At 68.3% G+C, this 24,906-nt stretch carries 30 protein-coding genes and 1 tRNA gene; 22 read left to right on the top strand and 9 right to left on the bottom strand.

Going from position 1 to position 24,906, the window contains the following annotated elements; genetic code table 11:
• Window positions 1-36: 36 nt before the first annotated feature.
• From G7B69_RS15240 to G7B69_RS15220, 6 genes are all read left to right on the top strand, one after another.
• The gene (locus G7B69_RS15240; RefSeq protein WP_243415215.1) at window positions 37-972 is read left to right on the top strand and encodes a heme o synthase; all 936 of its coding nucleotides are present in this window, start codon (window positions 37-39) and stop codon (window positions 970-972) included.
• Window positions 969-1,094, top strand: a complete 126-nt coding sequence (locus tag G7B69_RS16965) for a hypothetical protein (RefSeq protein ID WP_279323175.1) — start codon at window positions 969-971, stop codon at window positions 1,092-1,094. Before G7B69_RS15240 ends, G7B69_RS16965 begins: the two co-directional genes overlap by 4 nt.
• 3 nt (window positions 1,095-1,097) lie before the next feature.
• On the top strand, window positions 1,098-1,652 hold the full coding sequence (locus G7B69_RS15235) for a cytochrome c oxidase assembly protein (RefSeq protein WP_166180842.1): 555 nt from the start codon (window positions 1,098-1,100) through the stop codon (window positions 1,650-1,652).
• A gap of 68 nt (window positions 1,653-1,720) precedes the next feature.
• On the top strand, window positions 1,721-2,542 hold the full coding sequence (locus G7B69_RS15230) for a cytochrome c oxidase subunit 3 (protein ID WP_166180840.1): 822 nt from the start codon (window positions 1,721-1,723) through the stop codon (window positions 2,540-2,542).
• Window positions 2,543-2,546: 4 nt separating this feature from the next.
• Window positions 2,547-2,927, top strand: a complete 381-nt coding sequence (locus G7B69_RS15225) for a DUF983 domain-containing protein (RefSeq protein WP_166180838.1) — start codon at window positions 2,547-2,549, stop codon at window positions 2,925-2,927.
• The gene (locus G7B69_RS15220) at window positions 2,924-3,511 is read left to right on the top strand and encodes an SURF1 family cytochrome oxidase biogenesis protein (RefSeq protein WP_243415214.1); all 588 of its coding nucleotides are present in this window, start codon (window positions 2,924-2,926) and stop codon (window positions 3,509-3,511) included. The genes G7B69_RS15225 and G7B69_RS15220 overlap by 4 nt, the downstream gene beginning before the upstream one ends.
• A gap of 1 nt (window position 3,512) precedes the next feature.
• On the opposite strand, the gene G7B69_RS15215 is transcribed toward G7B69_RS15220, so the two are convergent.
• A complete protein-coding gene (locus tag G7B69_RS15215; protein ID WP_166180836.1) occupies window positions 3,513-3,971 on the bottom strand; it encodes an SRPBCC family protein in 459 nt (152 codons plus the stop codon).
• 49 nt (window positions 3,972-4,020) lie between these two features.
• On the opposite strand from G7B69_RS15215, the gene G7B69_RS15210 reads away from it, so the two are divergent.
• The 9 genes from G7B69_RS15210 to G7B69_RS15170 all read left to right on the top strand — a co-directional run bounded on the left by G7B69_RS15210 (window position 4,021) and on the right by G7B69_RS15170 (window position 9,856).
• Window positions 4,021-4,371 (top strand): ArsR/SmtB family transcription factor, encoded by a 351-nt coding sequence (locus G7B69_RS15210; RefSeq protein ID WP_166180834.1) that lies wholly within the window; start codon window positions 4,021-4,023, stop codon window positions 4,369-4,371.
• Window positions 4,372-4,419: 48 nt separating this feature from the next.
• A complete protein-coding gene (gene thrC / locus G7B69_RS15205; RefSeq protein ID WP_166180832.1) occupies window positions 4,420-5,823 on the top strand; it encodes a threonine synthase in 1,404 nt (467 codons plus the stop codon).
• Window positions 5,823-6,713 carry a class I SAM-dependent methyltransferase gene (locus G7B69_RS15200; protein ID WP_166180829.1) on the top strand — a complete coding sequence of 297 codons (891 nt, stop codon included), beginning with the start codon at window positions 5,823-5,825 and terminating at the stop codon, window positions 6,711-6,713. The genes thrC and G7B69_RS15200 overlap by 1 nt, the downstream gene beginning before the upstream one ends.
• Before the next feature lie 8 nt (window positions 6,714-6,721).
• Entirely contained in the window at window positions 6,722-7,093 is a 372-nt protein-coding gene (locus G7B69_RS15195) for a dihydroneopterin aldolase (protein ID WP_166180827.1), read from the top strand.
• Window positions 7,093-7,404, top strand: a complete 312-nt coding sequence (locus tag G7B69_RS15190; RefSeq protein ID WP_166180825.1) for a Rossmann fold domain-containing protein — start codon at window positions 7,093-7,095, stop codon at window positions 7,402-7,404. The genes G7B69_RS15195 and G7B69_RS15190 overlap by 1 nt, the downstream gene beginning before the upstream one ends.
• A gap of 246 nt (window positions 7,405-7,650) precedes the next feature.
• Entirely contained in the window at window positions 7,651-8,652 is a 1,002-nt protein-coding gene (gene moaA, locus G7B69_RS15185; protein WP_166180823.1) for a GTP 3',8-cyclase MoaA, read from the top strand.
• Between the two features lie 2 nt (window positions 8,653-8,654).
• A complete protein-coding gene (locus G7B69_RS15180) occupies window positions 8,655-8,897 on the top strand; it encodes a MoaD/ThiS family protein (protein WP_166180821.1) in 243 nt (80 codons plus the stop codon).
• Window positions 8,898-8,900: 3 nt separating this feature from the next.
• The gene (locus G7B69_RS15175; RefSeq protein WP_166180819.1) at window positions 8,901-9,347 is read left to right on the top strand and encodes a molybdenum cofactor biosynthesis protein MoaE; all 447 of its coding nucleotides are present in this window, start codon (window positions 8,901-8,903) and stop codon (window positions 9,345-9,347) included.
• Between the two features lie 77 nt (window positions 9,348-9,424).
• Complete coding sequence (locus G7B69_RS15170; RefSeq protein ID WP_166180817.1) at window positions 9,425-9,856, top strand: hypothetical protein; 432 nt, start codon at window positions 9,425-9,427, stop codon at window positions 9,854-9,856.
• Between the two features lie 60 nt (window positions 9,857-9,916).
• Here G7B69_RS15170 and G7B69_RS15165 read toward each other — a convergent pair whose 3' ends face one another.
• On the bottom strand, window positions 9,917-10,411 hold the full coding sequence (locus tag G7B69_RS15165; RefSeq protein WP_166180815.1) for a hypothetical protein: 495 nt from the start codon (window positions 10,409-10,411) through the stop codon (window positions 9,917-9,919).
• A 196-nt stretch (window positions 10,412-10,607) separates the two neighbouring features.
• Here G7B69_RS15165 and rplU point away from each other — a divergent pair, with 196 nt between their 5' ends.
• From rplU to G7B69_RS15150, 3 genes are all read left to right on the top strand, one after another.
• Window positions 10,608-11,162, top strand: coding sequence for a 50S ribosomal protein L21 (gene rplU / locus G7B69_RS15160; protein ID WP_166180813.1), 555 nt, complete (start codon window positions 10,608-10,610; stop codon window positions 11,160-11,162).
• Window positions 11,163-11,179: 17 nt separating this feature from the next.
• Window positions 11,180-11,449, top strand: coding sequence for a 50S ribosomal protein L27 (gene rpmA, locus G7B69_RS15155; RefSeq protein WP_166180811.1), 270 nt, complete (start codon window positions 11,180-11,182; stop codon window positions 11,447-11,449).
• 164 nt (window positions 11,450-11,613) lie between these two features.
• On the top strand, window positions 11,614-12,174 hold the full coding sequence (locus G7B69_RS15150; protein ID WP_166180809.1) for a GNAT family N-acetyltransferase: 561 nt from the start codon (window positions 11,614-11,616) through the stop codon (window positions 12,172-12,174).
• Window positions 12,175-12,302: 128 nt separating this feature from the next.
• Here G7B69_RS15150 and wrbA read toward each other — a convergent pair whose 3' ends face one another.
• The 6 genes from wrbA to infA all read right to left on the bottom strand — a co-directional run bounded on the left by wrbA (window position 12,303) and on the right by infA (window position 15,109).
• Complete coding sequence (wrbA, locus tag G7B69_RS15145; protein WP_166180807.1) at window positions 12,303-12,905, bottom strand: NAD(P)H:quinone oxidoreductase; 603 nt, start codon at window positions 12,903-12,905, stop codon at window positions 12,303-12,305.
• Window positions 12,906-13,004: 99 nt separating this feature from the next.
• Window positions 13,005-13,080 (bottom strand) — tRNA-Phe (locus G7B69_RS15140).
• 81 nt (window positions 13,081-13,161) lie between these two features.
• Window positions 13,162-13,329 carry a DNA gyrase inhibitor YacG gene (locus tag G7B69_RS15135; RefSeq protein ID WP_166180805.1) on the bottom strand — a complete coding sequence of 56 codons (168 nt, stop codon included), beginning with the start codon at window positions 13,327-13,329 and terminating at the stop codon, window positions 13,162-13,164.
• A complete protein-coding gene (locus G7B69_RS15130; RefSeq protein WP_166180803.1) occupies window positions 13,326-14,285 on the bottom strand; it encodes a ribonuclease E/G in 960 nt (319 codons plus the stop codon). Before G7B69_RS15130 ends, G7B69_RS15135 begins: the two co-directional genes overlap by 4 nt.
• Window positions 14,278-14,853 (bottom strand): Maf family protein, encoded by a 576-nt coding sequence (locus G7B69_RS15125; protein WP_166180801.1) that lies wholly within the window; start codon window positions 14,851-14,853, stop codon window positions 14,278-14,280. Before G7B69_RS15125 ends, G7B69_RS15130 begins: the two co-directional genes overlap by 8 nt.
• A gap of 10 nt (window positions 14,854-14,863) precedes the next feature.
• Window positions 14,864-15,109 (bottom strand): translation initiation factor IF-1, encoded by a 246-nt coding sequence (gene infA, locus G7B69_RS15120; RefSeq protein ID WP_166180799.1) that lies wholly within the window; start codon window positions 15,107-15,109, stop codon window positions 14,864-14,866.
• 247 nt (window positions 15,110-15,356) lie between these two features.
• On the opposite strand from infA, the gene G7B69_RS15115 reads away from it, so the two are divergent.
• From G7B69_RS15115 to G7B69_RS15100, 4 genes are all read left to right on the top strand, one after another.
• Entirely contained in the window at window positions 15,357-18,455 is a 3,099-nt protein-coding gene (locus G7B69_RS15115; RefSeq protein WP_243415213.1) for a porin family protein, read from the top strand.
• 39 nt (window positions 18,456-18,494) lie between these two features.
• Window positions 18,495-19,547 carry an AI-2E family transporter gene (locus G7B69_RS15110; RefSeq protein ID WP_166180795.1) on the top strand — a complete coding sequence of 351 codons (1,053 nt, stop codon included), beginning with the start codon at window positions 18,495-18,497 and terminating at the stop codon, window positions 19,545-19,547.
• Between the two features lie 31 nt (window positions 19,548-19,578).
• Window positions 19,579-21,522, top strand: a complete 1,944-nt coding sequence (uvrC, locus tag G7B69_RS15105; protein WP_166180792.1) for an excinuclease ABC subunit UvrC — start codon at window positions 19,579-19,581, stop codon at window positions 21,520-21,522.
• A 299-nt stretch (window positions 21,523-21,821) separates the two neighbouring features.
• Window positions 21,822-24,458, top strand: coding sequence for a glycoside hydrolase family 3 protein (locus tag G7B69_RS15100; RefSeq protein WP_166180790.1), 2,637 nt, complete (start codon window positions 21,822-21,824; stop codon window positions 24,456-24,458).
• Window positions 24,459-24,541: 83 nt separating this feature from the next.
• Here the strand turns inward: G7B69_RS15100 and G7B69_RS15095 are convergent.
• On the bottom strand, window positions 24,542-24,906 hold a 365-nt coding region (locus G7B69_RS15095; RefSeq protein WP_166180788.1), incomplete at its 5' end, for a PRC-barrel domain-containing protein.

Here is a 24,906-nt window from a genome sequence, read left to right as displayed (position 1 = left end):
GCCGGGAACGGTGCGCCCTTTTCCATGATTGGACCCATGACCGTACTTGCCATGCCGACCGCCGCTGCCTCCACCACGCTCCCGTCCGAATGGCGCGACTATTTCGCGCTGACGAAGCCGCGGGTGATGAGCCTGGTCGTGTTCACCGGGCTGTGCGGCCTGCTCGCCGCGCCGGGGCACATCAACCCGGTGCTCGGCTTCACCGCGGTGCTGTGCATCGCGCTGGGCGCCGGCGGGGCGGGGGCGCTCAACCAGTGGTGGGAAGCCGACCTCGACGCGCGGATGAAACGCACCGCCAAGCGGCCGTTGCCGGGTGGCCGAATGGAGCGCACCAACGCCCGCGATTTCGGAATCGCGCTTTCGGTCGCCTCGGTGCTGATCATGGGCCTGGCGGTGAACTGGCTGGCCGCGATCATTCTGGCGATCTCGATCCTCTACTACGCGGTGGTCTACACCATCTGGCTCAAGCCGCGCACGCCGCAGAACATCGTCATCGGCGGCGGCGCCGGGGCGTTCCCGCCGCTGATCGGGTGGGTCGCGGTGACCGGGCACATCACGTGGATGCCGGTGCTGCTGTTTGCGATCATCTTCATGTGGACCCCGCCGCATTTCTGGGCGCTCGCGCTGTTCGTGCAGAGCGATTACGCCAAGGCCGGCATTCCGATGCTGCCGGTGGTGGCCGGCCAGGCGGCAACGCGGCGGCAGATCCTCGCCTACGCGATCGTGCTGTTCGCCGTCAGCCTGGCGCCGTGGTGGATCGGCGGGGTGGGCGCGATTTACGGCGTGGCCGCGGTGGCCCTGTCAGCGCTGTTCGTGGCGCTGTGCATTCCCGTGGCGCTGCGCCGCTCGGCCGAGGGTGACCGGATGAAGCCGGAAAAGCGGCTGTTCGGCTATTCGGTGCTCTACCTGTTCGCGCTGTTCGCGGCGCTGGTTGCGGACCGGCTGATCCTCGGGCAAGGGCTTGCGGCATGACCCCCGAAGAACAAGAGGCCCTCAAGCGCGCGCGGCGCGGGCGCAACGTGGCGCTGGGGCTTGTCCTCGCCGCCCTGGTTGCCCTGTTCTACGCGATCACCTGGGCCAAGATCGCGGGCTGAGCCATGGCAAATCGCAACCGCCGCGTCGGCCTGATCATGGTCCTGGTCGCGCTGGCGATGCTCGGACTGGGCTTCGCCGCGGTGCCGCTGTACCGCCTGTTCTGCCAGGTGACGGGGTTCGCCGGAACCACTCAGCGGGCGACGGAATCGCAGGCAACCGACGCTTCGCAATTCGCCAAGAGCGCGGGCGGCCCGACCATCTCGGTGCGCTTCGACGCGCAAGTCGAGCGCGGGATGCCGTGGACCTTCAAGCCGCTCCAGGTCACCCAGACCATGGCCATCGGCGAGCGCGACATGGCGATCTTCCTGGCCCAGAACAACTCGGACCGTGCGGTCACGGGCGCCGCCACGTTCAACGTCGTGCCCGAGCAGACAGGGTCATATTTCAACAAGATCCAGTGCTTCTGCTTCACCGAGCAGACGCTGCAGCCGCATCAGTCGGTGCGCATGCCGGTGATCTATTACGTCGATCCGAAGATCCTCGACGATCCCGACACCAGGGACATCCAGCAGATCACCTTGAGCTATACGTTTCACGAGGTGAAGAAAGAGGGCTAGCACCCTCTGGACCGAAGCCGCGGGGGCCATTAAGGGCCTGACCAACAAGGACCAGGAAGCAAGTCATCATGGCCGGTGCCAAGAACCATCAATACCACATCCTGCCGCCGAACATCTGGCCGCTGATCGGCGCCGCCTCGGGGCTCACTTTCACCAGCGGAATGGTGCTGTTCATGCACTCGATGGCCAACTGGCAGATCGTCCTCGGGCTCGGCGTGATGGGCCTGATCGCGACGTTCTACTCGTGGTTCTCGGCCGTCGTGAAGGAAGCGCAGCAGGGCGATCACACCCCGGTGGTGCAGCTGCACCTGCGCTACGGCATGATCCTGTTCATTGCCTCGGAAGTGATGTTCTTCGTCGGCTGGTTCTGGAGCTGGTTCGACTTCGCGCTGTTCCCCAACGTGCTGGCCGAAACGGTCGGCGGGGTCTTCCCGCCGAAGTCGATCGAGGAGGTCATCAATCCGTTCGACCTGCCGCTGCTCAACACGCTGATCCTGCTGTGCTCGGGCACCACGGTGACCTGGGCGCACCACTGCCTGATTCACGGCGACCGCGCCGGCCTGAAGAAGGGCCTGTGGCTGACGATCCTGCTCGGCCTGACCTTTACCAGCATCCAGGCCTACGAATACGCCAACGCCCCGTTCGGCTTCGGCAAGAACACCTACGGCTCGGCGTTCTTCATGGCGACCGGGTTCCACGGCTTCCACGTGATCATCGGCACGATCTTCCTCACCGTCTGCCTGATCCGCGCCTACAAGGGCCACTTCACCCCGCGCCAGCACTTCGGCTTCGAAGCGGCGGCGTGGTACTGGCACTTCGTCGACGTGGTGTGGCTGTTCCTGTTCGTGGTGGTTTACGTCTGGGGCGGCTGGGGCGCGGTTTACGAATAAGCCCGTGCCCGGAGAGCCGGACTCATCGAAAGGGCAGCCCGCGCTTGGCGAGGCTGCCCTTTTCGGTCTTTGCCCGCGCTGCGGGGAGCGGACGCTGTTCACCGGGCCGATCAAGTTCGCCGCGACTTGCGCCTCCTGCGGGCTCGATTTCAGCAAGTTCAACGTCGGCGATGGGCCGGCGGCGTTCCTGACGATGATCGTCGGGGCGATCGTCGTTGCGCTGGCGCTGACCCTGCAATTGTCGGTCGAGCCGCCGTGGTGGGTCCACGTGTTGCTGTGGGTGCCGCTGACGACCGCCGGAGTGATGGGGGGCCTGCGCCTGTCGAAGTCGGCGCTGATGTGGTCCGAATACCGCCAGAAAGCCGGCGAGGCCGGGCGCAAGTGACCCGGCGGATTCCGATCGTCTCGACCGTCGTCGTCCTCGCCGTCGTGGCAACGATGATCGGCCTCGGCGTGTGGCAATTGCACCGCAAGCAGTGGAAGGAAGCGCTGATCGCCCGCTACCTGGCGGCCGAGACGATGAATTCCGAGGTCCCATGGCCATCCACGCCGGCGGAGATCCCGCAGGCGCTCTATCGCCACAGCCATTTCGATTGTGCCGAAGTGACCGGCATGGGCGCCATCGCCGGGCGCGCGGCCGACGGGCGTTCGGGATGGGCGCACATTGCCCACTGCAACCTGCTGGGCGGCGGTCAGGCCGATGTCGCGCTCGGCTGGTCGACCGATCCGGCGCCGCCGCAATGGAGCGGCGGCGAAGTGGGCGGTTTCGTCGCCGGTTCCGACAGGGGCGTGCGCCTGGTCGCCGCGCCGGCGCAAGCCGGGCTCGCGCAGCTCGCGCCGCCCGATCCGCGCGACCTGCCGAACAACCACTTGTCCTACGCCGTGCAATGGTTCCTGTTCGCGATGACGGCGCTGGTGATCTACGTCCTCGCGCTGAACAAGAAATGGCGCGCCGAGAACCCGAGCTAGGCTACCTGTACATCCCTTCGCGCAAGTTGATGCCGTGCTCGGCCCAGGCCTTGAGCGCCGCGAGCATCTGCGCCCAGCCCATGCAGTTGCCGTAGCTCGCCTTGAGGCCGGTCGGCGTCTCGCGCCAGCCTTCCTCGGCGATCTCGACCATCGTCCGCCCGTCGTCGGTCGGCTTGAAGGCCATGGTCACCGTCGTGCGGTAGTCCGGCACGTTCTCGCCCTGCTCGTTGGCTTTCCATTCGAGCACGATGCGCTCGTCAGGCACGACTTCGGTCACGTAGACCGGGAAGGCGCCGGGGAAATCGTGAAAGTCCCAGGTCACCGTCGCACCTTCCTCGAGCCGGCCCTTCGCGCCACCGGTGGTGAAGTAGTGCGACAGCTGGGCCGGATCGGCGACCGCTTCGAACACCTCGTGCACCGGCTTCGAGATGTACGCGAACACTCGGAACTTGAGGTCCATCGGAAAATCTCCTGTTGAGTCGCGGCCAAATATGTTATAAAAACATAACATGTCAACCGACGATCAGCTGGACCGTGTGTTCAAGGCGCTCGCCAACCCGGTGCGGCGGGAAATCTGCGACGCGCTCAAGCTACGCCCGCTGACCACCAAGCAGCTCTGCGCCGCCTTCGCCGAGCTCGACCGCTGCACGGTGATGCAGCATCTCAGGGTACTCGAGGAGGCGGGACTGGTGATCCCGCTGCGCAAAGGGCGCGAGCGATTCAATTACCTCGACGCGATGCCGATCCAGGCGATCCATGAGCGCTGGATCGGCCCGCACGCGGCCGGCGCGGCGGCCGGGCTCTCGCGCTTGAAGCGCGAGCTGGAGGGGCAGGGGAAGGAAAACCACCAGCCCGCCTAGCGCCGATTGCTTGCTAGCCGCCCGCGGCACGGCTAACCGGCGCTCCGGATGGAGTACGTCTCGACCCGCGGCAGCGCTCCGGCGCTCGATTTCGAAGGCGCCACGCTGGCGGGGCTGGCGGCCGATGGCGGCCTGTACCTGCCGCGCGAATGGCCAAGATTCACTATCGAAGAGATCTCGGCGATGCGCGGGCTTTCGTACCCCGGGCTTGCCGCGCGGGTGATGCAACCGTTCGTCGGCGACAGCCTTACGCCGCAGCGGCTGCGCGAGCTGTGCGAGCAGGCCTACGGACGTTTCGCCCACGTAGCGGTCACTCCGCTGACTCAGCTCGACGAGCGCCACTGGCTGCTGGAGCTGTTCCACGGCCCGACGCTGGCGTTCAAGGACGTTGCCCTCCAGCTCCTCGGGCTGCTGTTCGAAGAGTTCCTCTCGCGCCGCGACGAACGCCTGACGATCGTCGGCGCGACCAGCGGCGACACCGGCAGCGCGGCGATCGACGCGGTGGCCGGGCGCGAGCGGATCGACATCTTCATGCTCCACCCCAAGGACCGGGTGAGCGACGTCCAGCGGCGGCAGATGACCACCGTCAAGGCGCCCAACGTCTACAATATCGCCATCGACGGCAGTTTCGACGATGCCCAGGCGATGGTGAAGCGGATGTTCGGCGATCAGGCCATGACCGGTCGCTTCCACATCAGCGCGGTCAACTCGATCAACTGGGCGCGGCTGATGGCGCAAGTGGTCTACTACTTCGCCGCCGCGCTGCAGCTTGGCGGACCGGAGCGCAAGGTCGCCTTCAGCGTGCCGACCGGCAACTTCGGCGACGTCTTCGCCGGCCACGTCGCCGCCAGGATGGGCCTGCCGATCGAGCGGCTGATCGTCGCCACCAACGTCAACGACATCCTCCACCGCGCGCTGTCGGCGGGCGACTACTCGGCCGGCAAAGTCACGCCGACCGCGGCGCCGTCGATGGACATCCAGGTCAGCTCGAACTTCGAGCGCCTGCTGTTCGACGTTGGCGGGCGCGACGGCCTGGCGCTGGCCGAGCAGATGCGCGGCTTCGAGGCCTCGAAGGCGATGCGCCTGACCAACGCCCAGCGCGAGGGCGCTGCCGCCCTGTTCGCCAGCGCGCGCGTCGATGCCGACCAGATGAGCCAGGCGATGCGCTGGGCCTGCGAGGCCTGCGACGGCGAGGTGATCGACCCGCACACCGCGATCGGTCTCCACGCGGCCCGCGCCGCCGACCTGCCGCCTGACGTGCCCATCGTCACGCTGGCCACCGCGCACCCCGCCAAGTTCCCCGATGCGGTCGAGCGCGCGACCGGCCAGCGTCCGCAGCTTCCCACCCGCGTCGGCGACTTGTTCGAGCGCGACGAGCGCTATGTCGAGCTGCCCGGCGACTACGACGCCATCGCCGCCTACGTCGCCGAGCACGCGGCGCCCAGCCGCTGATGGCGGAGCTGGTCCAGCCACCGGTGATCATGGAAGGGGCGGGCTGGGCCGATTATGGCCTCGTCGACAGCGGCGACGGGCGCAAGCTCGAGCGCTACGGCCCCTATCGCTTCATCCGCCCCGAGCCCCAGGCGCTGTGGTCGCCCCGGCTGGCCGAGTGGCAGTCCGACGGCGAGTTCGTCCCCGGCTCGGACGAGGACGGCGGGGGCCGCTGGCAGTTCACCGGCGAGGTTCCGCCCGACGGCTGGCCGCTGGCGTGGAACGAGGTCCGCTTCACCGCGCAGTGCACCCCCTTCCGGCACCTCGGCTACTTTCCGGACATGGCGCCGGTGTGGGAGTGGATGCGCGGGCAGCTCACCGGCCGCGACGACGCCCAGACGCTCAACCTGTTCGGCTACACCGGCGTCGGCACTCTGGCGCTCAGCGAGTGCGGCCCCGTCACCCATGTCGATGCGAGCAAGAAGTCGGTCGCGCAGGCGCGCGAGAACGCCGCGCTGGCAGGCATGGCCGAACGGCCGATCCGCTGGCTGGTCGACGACGCCGCCAAGTTCGCCGCGCGCGAGGTGCGGCGTGAGAAGCGCTACGACGGAATCATCCTCGACCCGCCCAAGTTCGGCCGCGGTCCCGACGGCGAGGTCTGGCGCCTCGAGGAAGGCCTGCCGCCGCTGATCGCCGATTGCCGCAAGCTGCTCGATGGCGAAAGCCGCTTCCTGTTCCTCACCGTCTACGCCGTGCGGATGAGCAGCCTCGCGCTCGCCGGCCTGCTTGCGGAACATTTCGCCGACTTGCCCGGCATGATCGAGCACGGCGACCTGGCCGTGCGCGAGGAAGGGCAGGGGGCGCGCCTCCTTCCGACGGCGATCTTCGCCCGCTGGTCGAATCCGGAGTAAGGGCAGCCATGGCCGATTCGCTCTTTCTCGAGATCGCCGACTTCGAGCAGCTGGTGCACACCGGGATCTACTCGGAAGAAACCGGCCGTCCGCAGCCGCTGCGCTTCACCATTCGCGTGAAACTGAAGGAACAGCCGCGCTACGAGCCGGACACGTCACTCGACGCGAGCAAGAACTACATGGACCTCAAGTTCGCCGCCTCCGGCGCGCTGGGCGAGAACACGCATTTCAAGCTGATCGAGGCGGTCGCCGAGCACGTGTGCGACACGCTTTTCGTGCAGGATGCGCGCGTCGAGGAAGTCAGCGTCAAGATCGTCAAGCTGGCGCTCTCGGAAGCCGACGAGAAGATCGGCATCACGCTGACGCGCGAGCGGCGCTGATGGGTCAGGCGGTGCTGCGGATCGAGGGCCTGCCCGAAAGCGCGCTCGATGCAGCGGCCAGATTTCACCGCGAGTGGCTCGACAAGGCTCGTGAGGCGCTGGGAACGAGCGAGGCGCTCGCGCTGGTATTCTCCGCCGCTGCCTACGACCATCGCGGATGGCGGCTTGCCGCGGTGCAGGACCTGGCCCGCGAGGCGGCCCCCAAGCGCGTCAACGGGATCGCCGGCCGCGACGAACAGGCGATGGCGACGACGATCGACTGGCTGGCGCAGGCTCCCGGGATTACCGGCCAGCTGCTGGTTGTCGATTGAACTTGGGGCTGTCCTACACGGCGCCGATCTGCTTTGCGGTAAGGCATCATGATCCGAACGAGTTTCACAGGTGTCCACTCTGCTCGATACGACGCTCTCGGGGGCAGCGGCGCTTTGGTCCCTGGACCGTGTCAACCTTGTCCGGTTCGTGTAAACTTCGCCAGCAAATCGCGGTGAAAGCTGAACGAATCACCTACCAAGCCGGAATGCGTTGAGTTTGCTCCCGCCAGCCTTCAGAATGACCCCATGAGTTGCAGCACCCCCCTCGTCGACGCGTTCAACCGGCGGATCAGCTATCTGCGGCTGTCGGTGACGGACCGCTGCGACTTGCGCTGTTCGTACTGCATGCCCGAACAGATGCAGTTCCTGCCGCGCAAGGACGTGCTCAGCCTCGAGGAGCTGCACAAGCTGGCGCTGGCCTTCATCGACCGCGGCGTGACCAAGATCCGCCTGACCGGCGGCGAGCCGCTGGTGCGGCGCGACGTGATCGAGCTGGTCCGCGCCATCGGCCGCAAGCTCGGCGACGGGCTGGAAGAGCTGACGCTCACCACCAACGGCACCCAGCTCGAGAAATTCGCCGAAGACCTGGCGGGCGCGGGCGTGCGCCGGATCAACGTGTCGCTCGATACGATGGACGGCGCGCTGTTCGAGGAGCTCTCGCGCCGCGACCGTCTGAACGATGTTCTGCGCGGGATCGCCGCGGCCAGGGAAGCCGGGCTCAAGGTCAAGCTCAACACCGTGGCGCTGAAGGGCCTCAACGAGGAGGAGATCCCCTTCCTCGTCGAATGGGCCCATGCCAACGGCCATGAGATCACCCTGATCGAGGTCATGCCGCTCGGCGAGGTCGATGGTGAGCGGATCGACCATTACTTGCCGCTGACCGCGGTCAAGGACGTGCTCGACGCGCGCTGGATGCTCACGCCGTCGGACCATCGCTCGGGCGGTCCGGCGCGCTATTTCGACATCGCCGAAACCGGCGGGCGGATCGGGCTGATCACGCCGCTGACCAACAACTTCTGCGCCGGCTGCAACCGTGTGCGGGTGACGGCCACCGGGCAGCTTTACGCCTGCCTCGGCGGCGCCGAGCAGGTCGACTTGCGCGCCGCGCTGCGTTCCGATGCGCCCGACGCGAATGTCGCCGCCGCGCTCGACGAGGCGATGCGGATCAAGCCCGAGCGGCACCACTTCCAGATCGAGCGCGGCGCCGCTCCCGCCCAGCCGCGGCACATGTCGCTCACCGGCGGCTGAGCATGGCGGTCAGGCTGGTCTTCCTCGGCAAGCTGGCCGACCTCGCGGGCGCGTCCGAGCGAGAGCTTGCCGCGCCGATCGACTGGCCCGCGCTGGTTGAAGCGCTGCAAGGCGAACTCGGCGAATGGCTGGCCGGCGACAAGCTCAAGCTGGCGGTCAACGGCGCTGTGCTGGCCGACAAGAGGGCGCTGCAGGCCAGGGACGGCGACGAGGTTGCGCTGCTACCGCCCGTCAGCGGGGGCTGAGCGATGAAGGACGTCCGCCTGCTGAGCGAGCCGTTCAACCCCGGCCAACTGGTCGGCCCGTTTACCAACGCCCATCCGGGCCTCGGCGGCGTCTGCACTTTCGTCGGCGAAGTGCGCGGCGACGGCGATGTCGAGGCGCTCGAGCTTATGCATTACGAGCCGCTGACCCTGGCCGGGATGGACGACCTCGCCGAGCAGGCGCTCGCGCGGTTCGACCTGATGGGCATCCTGATCGCCCACCGCGTCGGCGAGATGCGCCCGGGCGAGCCGATCGTGCTCGTCTCGGCCGCCGCGCGCCACCGCCGCGACGCGATCCGGGCGGTCGATTTCGCGATGGATCACCTCAAGTCCGACGCCTGGTTCTGGAAGCGCGAAAGGCGCGCAGGCGAGTGGCGCTGGATCGACCCGCGGCCCGAGGACCATGCCGACCTGGAGCGCTGGACTTCGTAGTTTCCACATTTTGACCTGGATCAAACAGCCCGGACGACGCTCGACCTAGTCCTGTCCCGACAGACAGGAGATTTCCGATGGCCGAACGCGTCACTCGCCAGCTCGTCGCCGAGAAGGCGATCATCCATTCCGAGGCGGCGCTGCTGCCGCCGGGCGTGGTCGACCGCAGCTTCGAATTGCCGACCGCGCTCTATGGCCTCAGCGTCGCGCTGTTTCTCGGCTTCATGGCGGTCACCGCGGCCGGGTTCGGCAATCCCGAGCTGATCCTGCCGATCGCGGTGATCGTGCTGACGATCGTCGCCGCCTTCGGCGTGCCGGCGGTGTGGGTGCGGATGGCCCCAGGCAGCCGCCGGCGGGCGAAGAGCTGGGGCCGCTTCCGCATGGAGGGGATCGCCACCGGCTCGGGCCAAACCAGCGCCCGCGACGCGATGGTGCAGGTCCTCATCATGCCCGTGCTGATCTTTCTGTGGGGTGTGGCGACGGTCACCATCGCTGCGCTCGTTCGCTGACGGAGCATCCCTCGCCTGCACGCGCGGCCCGTCCGCTTCGCGTGCAGGCCTCTTTCCTGGCTACGGCAGGTTGGCTGACAGTTCGTCGACTGTCCGGTCCTCAGAAGTCAGCAGACCTTCCACTTCGTCCCGCGCCGCCCCGATCCGATCGGTCGCCTCGCCGTAGATCGCGGCGTCGACGTAAAGCCGGTCGAGATCAGCCAGCGGGACCATTGTCTTGCTCCGCGCCGCGCGCACATCCGCCAGCGCGGCTTCGGCCCGGGCCCACGCGTCCTCTCCCACCGCTGCGCCGCGTCCGCCAGTGATCGCCGCGCGCGCGCCGGCGACTTGCCCGACGAACGCCTGGTGGGCCGCCCGGGCGTCGGCGGCCAGTTGCGATACCCGGTCAAGAGTCGGCTGCGCCAGGGGAGTGAGCACGGGTTCGACCGGGACCGGCTGCATCGTCCCCGTGGCCCGCTCGGCCGGGCGGATCGCCAGGCTCGGATACTCGCTCTGCGCGCTGGCGCAGGCGGCCAGCGCCGCTATCAGGGTCAGGACGGGAAGGCGCCGCAACATCGCTTCGGCGCTTAGCTCCAACGGGCAAGCCTTTCCAGCGGCATGCGGCGGAAAATGGCTTGCGGCCCCCGTTGACAGCCACCACCTCTTCGCCTAACGGCGTCGCTCTTTCCGGCGCCCTGCTGGGCGCCCTTTTTGTCGTTCGCGCCGGGTATTCGGCAAGGCGGCAGTCTAAACGAATGGATTAGGTGTAACCATGTTCGCAATCGTGCGCACGGGCGGCAAGCAATATCGGGTTTCCGCCGGAGACAAGATCGCGGTCGAGAAGCTGGCGGGCAACGCCGGCGACACGATCGATCTCGGCGATGTCATTCTCGCGGGCGATGCCGGCGAGCTGAAGGACGTGGCCAAGGTCAAGGTCGCGGCCGAGATCATCGCCCAGGCGAAGAGCGAAAAGGTCACGGTGTTCAAGAAGCGCCGGCGGCACAATTATCGCCGCAAGGCCGGGCACCGCCAGCAGATGACCCTGCTGCGCATCGTCCAGGTCGGCGATTCGAAGATCGAGAAGGCTGCGGCGCCGAAGAAGGAAGCCGCCCCGAAGGCCGAAGCGCCGGCGAAGGCCGCCAAGGCGCACGAGGCCGAAAGGTCGGAGCCCGCCAAGGGCGTCGACACGCACAAGGAAACCAAGGCCCAGAAGGCGGAACCGGTCAAGAAGGCCGCCACCGCCGCCAAGGCCGACGACAAGCCGGCTGCGAAGAAGCCCGCAGCCAAGAAGCCCGCGGCGGCGAAAAAGCCCGCCGCGAAGAAGTAAGTCCGGAGTAGTTCGAGATGGCACACAAGAAAGCAGGCGGTAGCTCGCGTAACGGTCGCGATTCGGCCGGCCGTCGCCTTGGCGTCAAGAAGTTCGGCGGCCAGGAAGTGGTCGGCGGCAACATCATCGTGCGCCAGCGCGGCACCCGGGTCTACCCGGGCGCCAACGTCGGCCTCGGCAAAGACCACACCCTCTTTGCGCTCACCGACGGCCGCGTGCGATTCCACGATGGCAAGCTCGGCCGCAAGTACGTGTCGGTCGACATTATGGCGCAAGCCGCCGAATAACATCGGATGATCACACAGGGGTCATCCACCGGGATGGCCCAGTCGGTTCCTAGAGCCGGCAAGTCGAGGGAGATGGGCCACCCCGTCTCCCTTTTTTGTCTCCCTCGCAACAAGCCTGTCACGCGAGTCCTCCATGGGCTCGCGCGGGGCCGAGGAGAGATACGATGTTCTACCGGAGCGAACGGCTGTTCCTGCGGCCCGCTTTCCCGGAAGATAGCCGGGAGCTGTACGACGGCATCTGCGATGCCGGCGTCATCGCCATGCTGTCGAGCGCACCGTGGCCTTACCGCCCGGCCGACGCCGAGCAGTACTGCGCGATGCCCACCGACGCGCGAGCCCCGCGTTTCGTGATCACCCTCCCGGGCGCGAAGGGCGCGCCGATCGTCGGCACCGTCGGCTTCAAGCACGCCGATAGTGAACTCGAACTCGGCTACTGGATCGCCCGCGAACACTGGGGGCAGGGCTACGCGACCGAGGCCGCGCGTGCGGCGCTCGAGGTCGCCCGCGCGCTCGGCAACAAGCGCGTGCTCGCCGGGCACTATGTCGACAATCCGGCCTCGGGCCGCGTGCTGCGCAAGCTCGGTTTCCGCGAAACGGGGGAGGTCCGCCCGACCTTCTGCCGTGCGCGCGGCGGCGAGCTGGTGCTGGCGCGGCGCTACGCTCTCGACTTCGCCGAGGCCGAGGCCGAAGCCTCGGCCCAAGGCGACCGAATGCGGGCTGCGTAACTAGCGGGCGCCCTTCGAGACAGGCTTCGACAAGCTCGGCCCTCCTCAGGATGAGCGGATCGGGAAAACCCCGCTCATCGTGAGGAGCGAGGTCCTGGGCTTGTCGAAGGGCCGAGCTTCTCGAAGGACTAAGCGGTGAGCTTGGCCGCCGTCTCCGCAACCCTGCGGCCGAGGTACTTCGCGCCGTCGAGGTCGACTTCACTCGGCATCCGCGAGCCGTCGTTGTTGGCGATCGTCGTCGCCCCGTAGGGCGAACCGCCGCGGACCACGTCGACGCCGTTCTGCGCCTTGAAGCCATAGTCGAGACCGACCACCGTGCACCCGAAGTGCAGCAGGTTGGTGAGGATCGAGAACAGCGTGGTCTCCTGTCCGCCGTGCTGGGCGGCGGTCGAGGTGAACGCCGCGCCGACCTTGCCGACGAGCGCGTCGGTGTACCACAGCCCGCCGGCCTGATCGAGAAACGAGGCCATCTGGCTCGGCATGCGGCCAAAGCGGGTCGGCGCGCCGATCACGATGCCGTCGTATTCGGCGAGCTGCCCGATCGCGGAAATCTCCGGGTGGCTCTCGTCCTTGCGGAAGCCCGCGGCGGCGGCGACTTCGGGCGGGGCCGTCTCGGCCACGCGCATCACGTCGCAGTCGTGCCCGGCCTCGCGAACCCCTGCCGCGACGGCGTCGGCCATGATCGCGAGATGTCCGTACGAGGAGTAGTAGAGCACCAGGATGCGGGCCATCGGTAGGGTCCTTTCGGTTGCAGGCTGCGTTGTGCGAAAGGCCTAGCGCGCCCTCGCACGGCAGGGAACCGTCAGTTTTCTATGGGGGCTGAAAGGCCGTGGTGCCCGGGGGCGGGATCGAACCACCGACACTGCGATTTTCAGTCGCATGCTCTACCAACTGAGCTACCCGGGCATCGCTGCGGCAACGACCTGAAAGGCCTGCGAGCGGCTTGGAAGCGCGCCTATGGCGAGAGGGGGCGTGCTTGGCAAGACCTTAGTCGTCGTCCTCGCGAACGATGTCCTCGGGCGCGGCCGGCGGACCCGGGACCGCGTATCCCTCGTTCAGCCAGTTGGCGAGGTCGCGGTCGCGGCAGCGGGCCGAGCAGAATGGCGCGAACTCCGCGTTGCGCGGCTTGCGGCAGATCGGGCAGGGCCTGTTCATCGCGCCACCGCCTGCGCGAAGCCGCCGTCGAGCGCAAGAGCCGGATCGGCTGCGAGCCGCACCTCGCGCCCGGTTCGGCGCGCGAGTTCGACGATCCAGTCCTCGGACAGCTGCGACACGACGGCCGGATGTGCGCTAAGCAGCAGCGCTCCGGGCTGGTCGACGCGCTCGGCCCGCCGCAGCAGCATCCTCGCAGCCGCGCCTGGGCGCGACAGGGTGAGCCGGTGCAGCAACGACGGGCGCTCGAGCCGCGCCACCAGCTGCACGAAGCCGAAGCCGTTCATCGCCGTGCGCTCGTGCGGCCAGTCGGCCAGCGCTTCATCGAGCGCGGCGTCGACCGCGCGGCGGTCCTCCTTGCGCTCCAGGCTCGGGAAGTCGATGCCGATCGCGCCGCCGAGGTCGAACCGGCGGATCGTCCGGGCGAGCGGCGCCGCCGCCTCGCGGGCCAGCGCGGCGGGAGCGATGCCGCCATCGATGTCGATCAGGGTCATTGCCGGAGTGACCGAGAACAGCAGCGAGCCCGAGGCGAATGCCACTTCGCCGGCCCATGCCTCGGTCCAGAGCTCTTCCCACAGGCCCGCCGGAAACCGCCGGACGACCTCGCCGGCCATCGTCTCGGCGAGCGACGGGGCGGGGCACGGCGCGGCCGCGCTGGGCCGCGACTGGGCGCGCTTGAGCCGCCCGCGCTCGGCGGTCGCCGCGCGGGTCACCTCGAGCCGGATCGGCGCGCCTTCGCGGCTTCCCACCGGCAGCCGGTCGACCAGCGCTTCCTCGCCGCCCGCAAAGCGCGCGGTGCCGCGCTGCCGGCTCGGATCGAAATGGACGAGCACGGCATCCTCGACCTGGCCGGCCGCCAGGCGGCCGGGCCAGTGCAGCCGCGCGGCCAGCGCCTCTTCGCCTTCGACGAGCAGCGCGCGCTCCTCGCCGATGCCTCGTTCGACCAACCACTCAGCCAAGCGCGAACCCCGCCGCCTTGAGCAGCGCGCGGGTCTCGAACAGCGGCAGCCCGACGACGCCCGAGTGGCTGCCGGAGATCCACGCGATCAGCCCTTCGGCGCTGCCCTGGATCGCGTAGCCACCGGCCTTGCCGTGCCATTCGCCGCTGGCGACATAGGCGGCGATTTCCTCCGGCGAGAGAGACTTGAAGCGCACTTGGGTTTCGCTCAGCCGTTCGCGCAGCGTGCCGTCGGGTGCGAGCAGGGCGACCGCCGACAGCACGCGGTGACGGCGGCCCGAAAGCAGCTCGAGGCACTTGCGCGCAGTCTCCTGGTCTTCCGCCTTGGGCAGGATCCGCCGGCCGACGGCGACGACCGTATCGCCGGCGAGGATGAAGGCACCGGCATTCGCTGCCGCCGAGGCCTTCTCGCGCGCCATGCGCTGGGCATAATCGCGCGGCAACTCGCGCCTGCCCGCGGTTTCATCGATATCGGTGTGAAGCACGCTTGCCGGCTCGATCCCGAGCCGCGCGAGCAATTCGCGCTGCCGCGGGCTTGCCGAAGCGAGAACGAGGGTAGGGGTGCTCACCCCTGTAGGCTTACTGCGGCCCCGGGCCGCCCCGGCCGGGCATGAAGCGGTAGGTGATGCGGCCCTTGGAGAGGTCGTAGGGCGTCAGCTCGACGAGCACTTCGTCGCCGACAAGCACGCGAATGCGGTTCTTGCGCATCTTTCCAGCGGTATGACCGATGATCTTGTGGCCGTTTTCGAGCTCTACCCGGAACATCGCGTTGGGCAGCAATTCGACCACCTTCCCGCGCATTTCGAGGAGTTCTTCTTTCGCCATAAGGATCGATTTCCGCCGTCGTGGTTTAGCTTGGCCGGGCGCATAGCGGCGGGCGGGCAAAAAGGAAAGCGTGCTCGTCCGGCGAGCAGTTAACGCGCGATACATTGCGACACTTTATTACCACGCGCGGCTTGTCCCGTTGACAATGTCCGGACATAGGCCCGCCTCGGGGACTGACGGTTGCATTTTTCGAGAAGGTAGACGCTTGCGTATTGTCCTCGCCACCAGTTCCCTAGCGATTGCGGCCGTGCTGGCTTCGCCGGCTGCCGCGGCCGATCCGCCGTCCGCAGCGCCGGCGGCCGCGGGCGACCAGCAGGCATCCGAGCAGGGAACGCCCCCGGTCGTCGACCAGTCGGTGCCCGATGACCCGAACCAGATCGTCGTCATCGCCAACGCCCTGCGCGGAGCGGTCGAGGCGCCGCAGCCGCCGATCGTCGAGCTGAACGAGCAGGACATCGCCTCCTACGGTGCCGCCTCGCTGGCCGATCTCGTGGCGCAGCTGTCGACCGAAACCGGCAGCGGCCGCGGGCGCGGCGGCGGTCGGCCGGTGTTCCTGATCAACGGGTTGCGCGTGTCGAGCTTCCGCGAGATGCAATCGTATCCGCCCGAGGCGATCAAGACAGTCCAGGTGCTGTCGGAGGAAGTTGCCCAGCGCTATGGCTTTCCGCCCGATCAGCGGGTCATCAATTTCATTCTTAAGGACAATTTCTCGAGCCGCGGCGCCCAGCTGCAGTACGGCCAGCCGTTCGAGGGCGGCACCTCGAAGGAAGGTTTCGACGGCACGTTGCTCAACATCGCCGGCAAGAACCGGCTCAACTTCGATCTCAAGCTCAATCACACGACGCCGCTGACCGAAGCCGAGCGCCCGATCGTCCAGACCATCGTTCCGACGCTGGCGACGGACCCCGATCCAGCGGCGTTCCGCACCCTGGTGGCCAAGAACAGCGACTACCAACTGACCGGCAACTGGACCCACGGCATCGGCGATGCCGGGGCCTCGCTGACGCTCAACGGCACGGCCCAGCGCAGCGACAACCTGTCGTTCTCCGGCCTCAACAGCGTGCTGCTGGTCGGCCCTGGAGCGGTTCCCGACACCGCGCTGCGCACCTTCGGCACCGATTTCCCACTCGCTCGCCGCACCCGCACCGACACGTTCTCGTTCGGTAGCACGCTCAACGCCCACGCCGGCGATTGGCAGCTGACCGGCACGGTCGACGCAAGCCACGCCGACAGCACCAGCAAGATCGACCGCCGCGCCGACACGGCGGGCCTGGTCGCCGCCGCTCGGGCCGGCACGCTGGCGCTCGACGCACCGCTGACCGGCGTCGGCTACCCCGGATTCGACACCGCCGAGAGCAAGACTGACAGCGCCTCGACCAAGTTCACCGCGATCGGCCATCCGGTCCACCTGCCTGCCGGCGACGCGTCGGTGACGTTCGACGCCGGCTTCGACTGGGACCGGATCGACAGCGGCGACACTCGCAATCTGGGCGCGCCGACCACGTTGAGGCGCGGCAATCTCAATGGCGGCGTCAACGTCTCGGTGCCGATCGCCAGCCGACGCGACGACGTGCTTGCGTTCCTCGGCGACGTCACCGCCAACTTCAGCGGCGGGCTCGATCACCTGTCGGACTTCGGCACACTCAAGAACTGGAGCGCCGGGCTCAACTGGGGGATCACGGAAAAGCTCAACGCCCAGGCGACCTACATCGTGCGCGACGCGGCGCCGGGACTGAGCCAGCTCGGCGCGCCGACGATCGTCAATTTCAACGTGCCCGTGTACGATTTCACCACCGGGCAGACGGTGCTCGCCAACGTCACCACCGGCGGCAACCCGGATCTCAAGCGCGAGACCCAGCACGACCTCAAGCTCGGCCTCTCCTACCAGCTGCCGTTCTTCGACCGATCGGGAATTCAGGTCGAATACTTCCGCAACCGCTCGAACAACGTAACCGCCTCGTTTCCGGTGCTGACGCCGGAGATCGAGGCGGCGTTCCCGGGCCGGATCCAGCGTGACGCGTTCGGCAATCTCGTCTCGATCGACCAGCGGCCGGTGACGTTCTACCAGGAAAACTCCTCGCGCCTGCGCATCGGCATCAATATTTCCGGGCGCATCGGCGGCCAGCCGCAGGGTGACGGCGGCCGTGGCGGCGGGGGCGGCGGTGGCGGCGGCGGTGGTGGAGCCTTCGTGTTCGCCGGTCCCGGCGGCGGCGGTGAACCTGGCGGCGCACCCGGCGGCGCGGGCGGGCCTCCCCCCGGTGGCGGCGGAGGCGGCTTCTTCTTCTTCGGCGGACCCGGCGGCGGGCAGGGCGGCAACGGAGGCGCGGGCGGGGGCAATTTCAACCCGCAAGCCTTCGCCGAATTCCGCCAGCAGCTGTGCGCTGCCAACGGCGGGCCGCCCGATATGTCGAAACTGCCCGAGCAGATGCGCACGCGCCTGACCGGCCCCGACGGCAAGCCCGATCCGGCGCGGATGAAGGAGCTCCACGATCGGGTGTGCAACGGCAACGGCGGCGCGGGCTTCAATCCGCAGGGGTTTGCCCAGCTGCGCCAGACCCTGTGTCCGGCCGACAAGGCGATCGACCCGGCGGCGCTGCCGGCGCAGATCGCCGACCGCTTCAAGGGCGCCGACGGGCAGATCGACCAGGCGCGGCTGACGCAGCTGCGCACCCGCGTGTGCAGCATCGATCCCGCGCAGCTCGCCGCCCAGCAGGGCGGGCAGGCGCCAGGCGGCGGCGCCACGCCGCCCGCGAACGGCGCACCGCCCGCGCAGCAGGCGCAAGGCGGTGGTAACGGCGGCGGTGCGGGCGGTAATCGCGGCGCCGGCGGCGGTTTCGGCGGCTTCGGCGGTCGCGGCGGCAACGGCGGGCGCTGGAATCTCTCGCTCAGCCACACGATCGAGCTCGGCAACAAGGTGCTGGTCGCCCCGGCCGGCCCGCTCCTCGACTTGCTGCACGGCGACGCGCTGACCGGCGGCGGCGTCGCCCGGCACACGCTGAGCCTCGAAGGCGGCGTGTTCTACAACGGCTTCGGCACGCGCGTGAGCGGCAGCTACAAGAGCGGTACGCACGTCGAGGGCACCGGCGCACCGGGCAGCAGCGACCTCCATTTCGGCGACCTGTTCACGCTCGACCTGCGGATGTTCGCCGATCTCGGGCGGCAGGAAAAGCTGGTCAAGGCGGTGCCGTTCCTCAAGAGCACGCGCGTGTCGTTCAGCGTGACCAACCTGTTCGACGCGCGCCAGAAAGTGACCGACCAGAACGGCGTGGTGCCGCTGCGCTACCAGCCCTATCTCGTCGATCCGAACGGCCGTTCGTTCCAGGTCGAGTTCCGCAAGCTGTTCTAGGTCAGCGGAACCGCGCTCCCGCCGGTCCATTTTGGGACCGTGGACGCGCGCGACACTTCGTTCCGGCTTGTCGTCAAGTCGCTGATCGCCGCTGCGCTGGTGGTGCTGCTGGTCCTCGTGCTGCTGCGCCTGCTCGACCTGCTGATCCTGATCTTCGGCGCGGTGGTCGTGGCGACGCTGTTGCGTGGCCTGGCCGATGCGATCGAGCGACGCACGCCGTTGAACGGAAAGGGGAGCCTGTCGCTGGCGGTGCTGCTGGTGATCGCGCTGTTCGCCGGCTTCGGCTGGCTGTTCGGCTCGCAGCTGCAGACCGATCTTGGCGCCGTCGCGAAGACCTTGCGCGACAGCTGGGACGGCCTGCGCGTGAGCATCTCGGGCTTTCCCGGCGGCAAGGACGTCGCTGCGGCGATGCAGGGCGCCCGGGTGCCGACCGACAATTTCGTGCCCAAGCTCGTCGGAGCGCTCAACTGGGTGACCACGGTGGCGATCGACCTGGTGGTGGTGCTTTTCGGAATCGTCTTCATCGCCGCCGATCCCGGGCTTTATCGTCGCGGGCTGGCCCTGATGTTTCCCCGCCGGCACCGGCCGCTGGCCAACGAGGCCCTGATCGACGCAGGGCTGGCTGTGCGCCAGTGGGTGATCGGGCTGTTCGTGGTGATGGTGTTCATCGGCGTGTTCTGCGGGGTCGGCTTGTGGCTGGTCGGCGTGCCGTCGGCGGCAGGGCTGGGGCTGATCGCCGGATTGTTCGAACTGATTCCGTATCTCGGCCCGATCATTTCCATGGTGCCGGTGGCGCTGGTCGCGGCAACGAAAGGACCCGAGACCTTGTGGCTCAGCATGGCGGTGATGCTGGTGGTCCATTGGGTAGAGGCGGCTTTCGTCGCTCCGTTGGCCGCTCAGCGCACAGTTTCGCTTCCGCCTGCCGTGTCGGTATTCGGAGTGATCGCCGGCGGCATGTTGTTCGGACCGATCGGGCTGGTCTTCTCCTCGCCGCTGCTGGTCGTGGGCCTGGTGCTCGTCAAGCGGCTGTGGGTCGAAGAAGCGTTGCACACGCCGACCCACGTGCCGGGACGCGATCCGGAGCCGGGATGACGAACGGCGCGGGTTTGCCTATGTGCTGCCCATGCCCCGCACGCCCGCAGGAACCCCGCCGCACCCGAAAGGCGCCGAGCGCTTCAACGAGGACCGTGCGACCTACACGGTGAAAGGGGATTCGCAGCCCGACCTCGCGGCCGGGGTTAACGCGATCCGCGGGACCGTGAAGACGCTCAAGCCCAAGCCCGGGGTCTATCGCATGCTCGATGCGCGAGGGGATGTACTCTACGTCGGCAAGGCCCGGGCGCTGAAGAACCGCGTGGCGAACTACTGCCAGGTCACCAACCTCTCGAGCCGGCTGCAGCGGATGGTCAGCCAGACGCGATCGATGGAGATCGTCACTACCAATTCGGAAGCCGAGGCGCTGCTGCTCGAAGCGCAGCTGATCAAGCGATTTCGCCCGCCTTACAATGTCTTGTTGCGGGATGATAAGAGCTTTCCTTTCATCCTCCTGCGCGCCGACCACGCCTTCCCGCGGATCATGAAGCACCGCGGCGCGCGGAAGGCCAAGGGCGACTACTACGGCCCCTTCGCCAGCGCCGGATCGGTCAACACGACGATTAACGCGCTGCAGAAGCTGTTCCTCTTAAGATCCTGTACCGACAGCTTTTTCTCCCGCCGCGACCGACCGTGCCTGCTCTATCAGATCAAGCGCTGCTCGGCGCCGTGCGTCGGGCGGATCGACGAGGCCGGCTATGCCGAGCTAGTCCGCCAGGCGAAGGACTTCCTCGGCGGCAAGTCGGGCGCGGTGCAGAAGGAGATCGAGAGCCAGATGGCGGCCGCCTCGGCCAATCTCGACTTCGAAAGCGCCGCCATGCTGCGCGACCGACTGCGCGCGGCAACCTTCATCCAGGGCAGCCAGGCGATCAACGCCGAGGGCGTCGGCGACGCCGACGTCTTTGCCCTGGCCGTGAAGGGCGGGCAGATCGCCATCCAGGCGTTCTTCGTGCGCGGCGGGCAGAACTGGGGCCATCGCGCATTCTTCCCCACGCACATCGCCGACGTGCCCGAAGCCGAGGTGCTCGCCCGCGCGCTGATGCAGTTCTACGAGGAAGTGCCGCCGCCGCGCACTATCCTGGTCGACCGCGAGTTGCCCGAGCGCGCCTTGCTCGAGGAAGCGCTATGCGAGGCCACCGGCCACAAGGTGTCGATCAGCGTTCCCCAGCGCGGCGACCGCCGCCGGCTGATGGAGCAGGCGAGCCGCAACGCCGCCGAAGCGCTCGACCGCCGCCTCGCCGAAACCGGCACCCAGGCGCGCACCTTGCGCGAACTGACCGAGTTCCTCGAATTGCCGGAGGAGCCACGGCGGATCGAGGTCTACGACAACAGCCACATCCAGGGCACCAAGGCGGTCGGGGCGATGATCGTCGCCGGGCCGGACGGCTTCCAGAAAGGCCAGTACCGCAAGTTCAACATCAAGGGCGCGCAGAGCGACGACGACTTCGGGATGATGCGCGAGGTCATGCGCCGCCGCTTCGGGCGCGCGCTCGAGGAAGACCCGGACCGCGACGGCGACACCTGGCCCGGCCTGGTGCTGATCGACGGCGGCAAGGGGCAGATGTCGAGTGTGCGCGACACGCTCGAGGACCTCGGCATCGAGGACGTGCCGCTGATCGCCATCGCCAAGGGCCCGCACCACGGCCGCGAGGGGCGCGAGGTGTTCCATTTTCCCGATGGCCGGGAGAAGACGCTGCCGACCAACAGCCCGGTGCTGTTCTATCTCCAGCGCCTGCGCGACGAGGTTCACCGCTTCGCCATCGGCGCCCACCGCGCCAAGCGCAGCCGGGCGATCAGCGCCAGCCCGCTCGACGAAATCCCCGGCATCGGGCCGGCGCGGAAGCGCGCGCTGCTGCTGCACTTCGGCACCGCCGGAAAGGTTCGTGCCGCCGCCCTTGAAGACCTCAAGCGCGCGCCCGGCGTGAGCGAGGCCGTCGCGCAGGCAGTGTATGACTTTTACCATCCGAGCGGCTGAGCCGCCACGCGGTCAGCGCCGCGGCACGTGCCCCGATGTCGGGGCGAAACAGCTTTCCTACACGCGCCCGTTCTGCTTATGTTCGTAGCATGGCGTTGATTCGGCGATCGCTCCCGTATTCTCATCGCCGTGTGGGCCATCGCGCGGATCGACATTTTCCGCGCGGAGTGTCACCCTGTCGCCGTGTCTCCTTTTCTACGATAACTCTTTGGAAAGATAAGAAAATACAAGGCGACAGTGAGGGTGACAGGGTGTCGCCTTTGTCACCCTGGAAGGTGACATCGCGGCTTGCCGGGGCAATGCTTCTGGCAGCCTTCGCTCACGTTGCGGCGGCGCAGACTTCGGGTTCGGCGGAGCTCTGGGCCACGCAGGATGCTCAGTGCAAGGCGGCGGAGGGCGAAGCCCGGCCGTGGACCAACAAGGGCTACGCGCCCGAATGCCGCGCCCGCTACGCGCTGGCCGAGTTCAAGACTCTCGACGAGAAGCTGCGCTTTCTCTCGCCGCCGCCGCCGAACCAGCCGACCGACGGGCGCGATGTCGCCAAGTTGCTGGGGATTCCGGCGATCGCAGGCTCCGACGGCCCAGCCGGCCTCGTGCGCGGCGCGGCCACCGCGCTGCCGTCGCCGATCGCCGTTGCCGCCAGCTTCGATCCGGCGATGGCGACGAAGTACGGCACCGTTCTCGGCGAGGAGTTTCGCGCCGCCGGGCTCGGCACGATCCTCGGCCCGGCGTTCGACACCGCGCGGACCTGGCGTTTCGGGCGGCTCAGCGAGAGCATGGGCGAGGACCCGTTCCTCGCCGCCGCGATGGCGGGGCCGGAGGTGCGCGCGATCAGCGACCACGGCGTGAACGTGACCATGAAGCATTACGCCGCCTACACCCAGGAAGCCGGCCGCGTGGGCGACCAGCCGAGCGGGTCTGCCCAGACGGTCGACAACGTCATCAGCGAGAAGGCACTGCGCGAAATCTACCTGCCGCCGTTCGAGGTGGCGGTGAAGCGGGGTGGGGCAGGCGCGGCGATGTGCTCGTTCCCGCGCGTGAACGGCACCTACGCCTGCGAGAACGCTCACCTGTTCGACATCCTCAAGCGCGAGTGGGGCTTCGACGGCAGCGTCGGGCCGGACTTCCCCAGCGCCCAGCGCTCGATCACCCGCGCCGTCATCGCCGGGCTCGACAGCGGATCGTTCGGCCCGTCGCCGTTCAACGCCGCGCTGGCCAGCGAGAAGCCGCTCGCCCAGGCAGTGCGCGACGGCGATGTTCCCGAGGCACGGATCGACGACATGATCCTGCGCCGGCTGATCCCGCTGTTCCGCCTCGGCCAGTACGACGATCCGCCGGGCAAGGGCCTCCCGGACGTCTCGACGGCCGAACACCGCGCCACAGCCGCCGAGATCGTCGCCGCCGGGACGGTGCTGCTCAAGAACGACGGCGGCATCCTGCCGCTCGGCAAGCTGGTCAGGTCGGTCGCACTGATCGGCCCGCAGGCGACCGACAGGGCGACCGTGGTCGAGCAGGGCTCCCCTTACGTGAAGCCGGTGCATCTCGCGCCGGTCCTGCCGGCGGTGGAAGCGCGCGCGGGCAGCCGCATCAGCGTGACTCATGCCGACGGCACGCTCGGCCTCGGCGCGCTGCCGCCGTTCGATGCGGCGCAAGTCAGCAGCGGCGACGAGCCCGGCTGGCGGGCGGAGTACTTCGCCAATCCGAACCTCGATTTCTCCGCCGCCCCGATCGCCCGCGCCGTGGTCGCCGATCCCTCGCTCGACAAGGCGCCGGCAGTCGACGGCTTGCCCGCGCACAACCAGTGGTCCGTCCGTTACACGACCACGTTCGCGCCGGCCGAGAGCGGCGTGCATCGCTTCACGCTGCACGGCTCGGGCAGCGCGCGGCTGCTGGTCGACGGCAAGCCGGCCGGGGGGTTCGAGGTCGCCGATTTCGGCAACGCGGTTTACGCCAACCTCGAGCTCGAAGCGGGAAAGCGGGTCGCGCTGGAGATCGACTACACCCCGCGCAGCGCGCTTCGCGACCAGCGGATGGAGATGTTCGGGATGGAGATGGGGCTGACGCTGCGCGTCGGCCATGCTCCGCCCGACGACCTGATCGCCCAGGCGGTCGAGGTCGCCAGGCAGGCCGATGTCGCGGTGGTCTTCGCCGGCGAGCGCGTCGGCGAGGGGATGGACCGTTCGAGCCTGTCGCTCCAGGCCGATCAGGACCGGCTGATCGAGGCCGTCGCCGCGGCCAATCCCAACACCGTCGTCGTGCTGAGCACCGGCGGGCCGGTGGCGATGCCGTGGCTCGGCCAGGTGGCCGCGGTGATGGAAACGTGGATGCCGGGCGATGCCTTCGGTCCGGCGGTCGCGGCGATGCTGTTCGGCGACGCCGAGCCCGGCGGGAGGCTTCCGGTAACTTTCCCGGCCGACGAGACCCAAGGGCCGGGCACGCAGCGGCACCAGTTTCCCGGGCTCGCCGATCCCGCCACCGGGCGGCTCGCCGAGGCGTATTACGATGAGGGGGTCAACGTTGGTTACCAATTCTGGGATGCGCACGACCAGCGGCCGCTATTCGAATTCGGCCATGGGCTGGGCTACGGCGACGTCGCGCTCGAAGGCGTGCGCGTGGCGGATAGCCCGGACGGTGGCAAGGTCGTGGCCGTTCGCGTGCGCAACCAGGGCCTGCGCCCCGGCAGCGCGGTGCCGCAGGTCTATCTCGGCTTTCCCGAAGCCGCGCGCGAGCCGCCCAGGCAACTCAAAGGGTTCGCCCGCCTTGCCCTCGCGCCCGGGGAGGAGCAGCTTGTCGAGATTCCGCTCCCGCCTGAGGCCTTCCGCTACTGGGACCCGGGCAAGCCGGGCTGGGTGTCGGGCGGAACCTACGAGGTCATGGTCGGCGCCTCGTCGCGCGACATCGTCTGGCATGAGACGATCGAGGTGCCGGCTCACTGAGACACAAGGAAGCGCCCGGAACGGAGGAGGAAATCCGTTCCGGGCGCGGGGCACTCGGGATCAGTCAAGGGGGACGGGGGGAGTTACTGACCCGAGCTGTCCTGTTGCTGGGCGACCTGCTTGATCGTGCCTTCGCCCATCGCCGAGATCACGGCGTTGCCGTTGCCGCCGGCCTGGAAGTTGCTCGCCGGCAGCATGGCCTTGGCGCCGTCGACCTTGACAAGCAGCGACTGCACCTGGCCGCGGCCGTCGGCGATCACCTGCTGGACCTTGCCGATCTTGTCGCCGCTGGCGTCGAGCACGCTCATGCCTTTGTCGACCGAGAACGCGCCCTGGCCCGCGGCCGCCGCGCTGCCTGCCGCGGCGAGCGCGCCCGACGCGTAGCCGGCTGAGCCGTTCGCGGCGCCGTAGCCGCTGCCCGAGGCGTTGCCGGCCAGCGAACCGGCGC

It is taken from the genome of Croceibacterium segetis (genome assembly GCF_011320115.1).
Classification (GTDB): Bacteria; Pseudomonadota; Alphaproteobacteria; order Sphingomonadales; family Sphingomonadaceae; genus Croceibacterium_B; species Croceibacterium_B segetis.
Note: the sequence above shows the minus strand (reverse complement) of the source record. Positions and strands in the feature narration are given on the sequence as shown.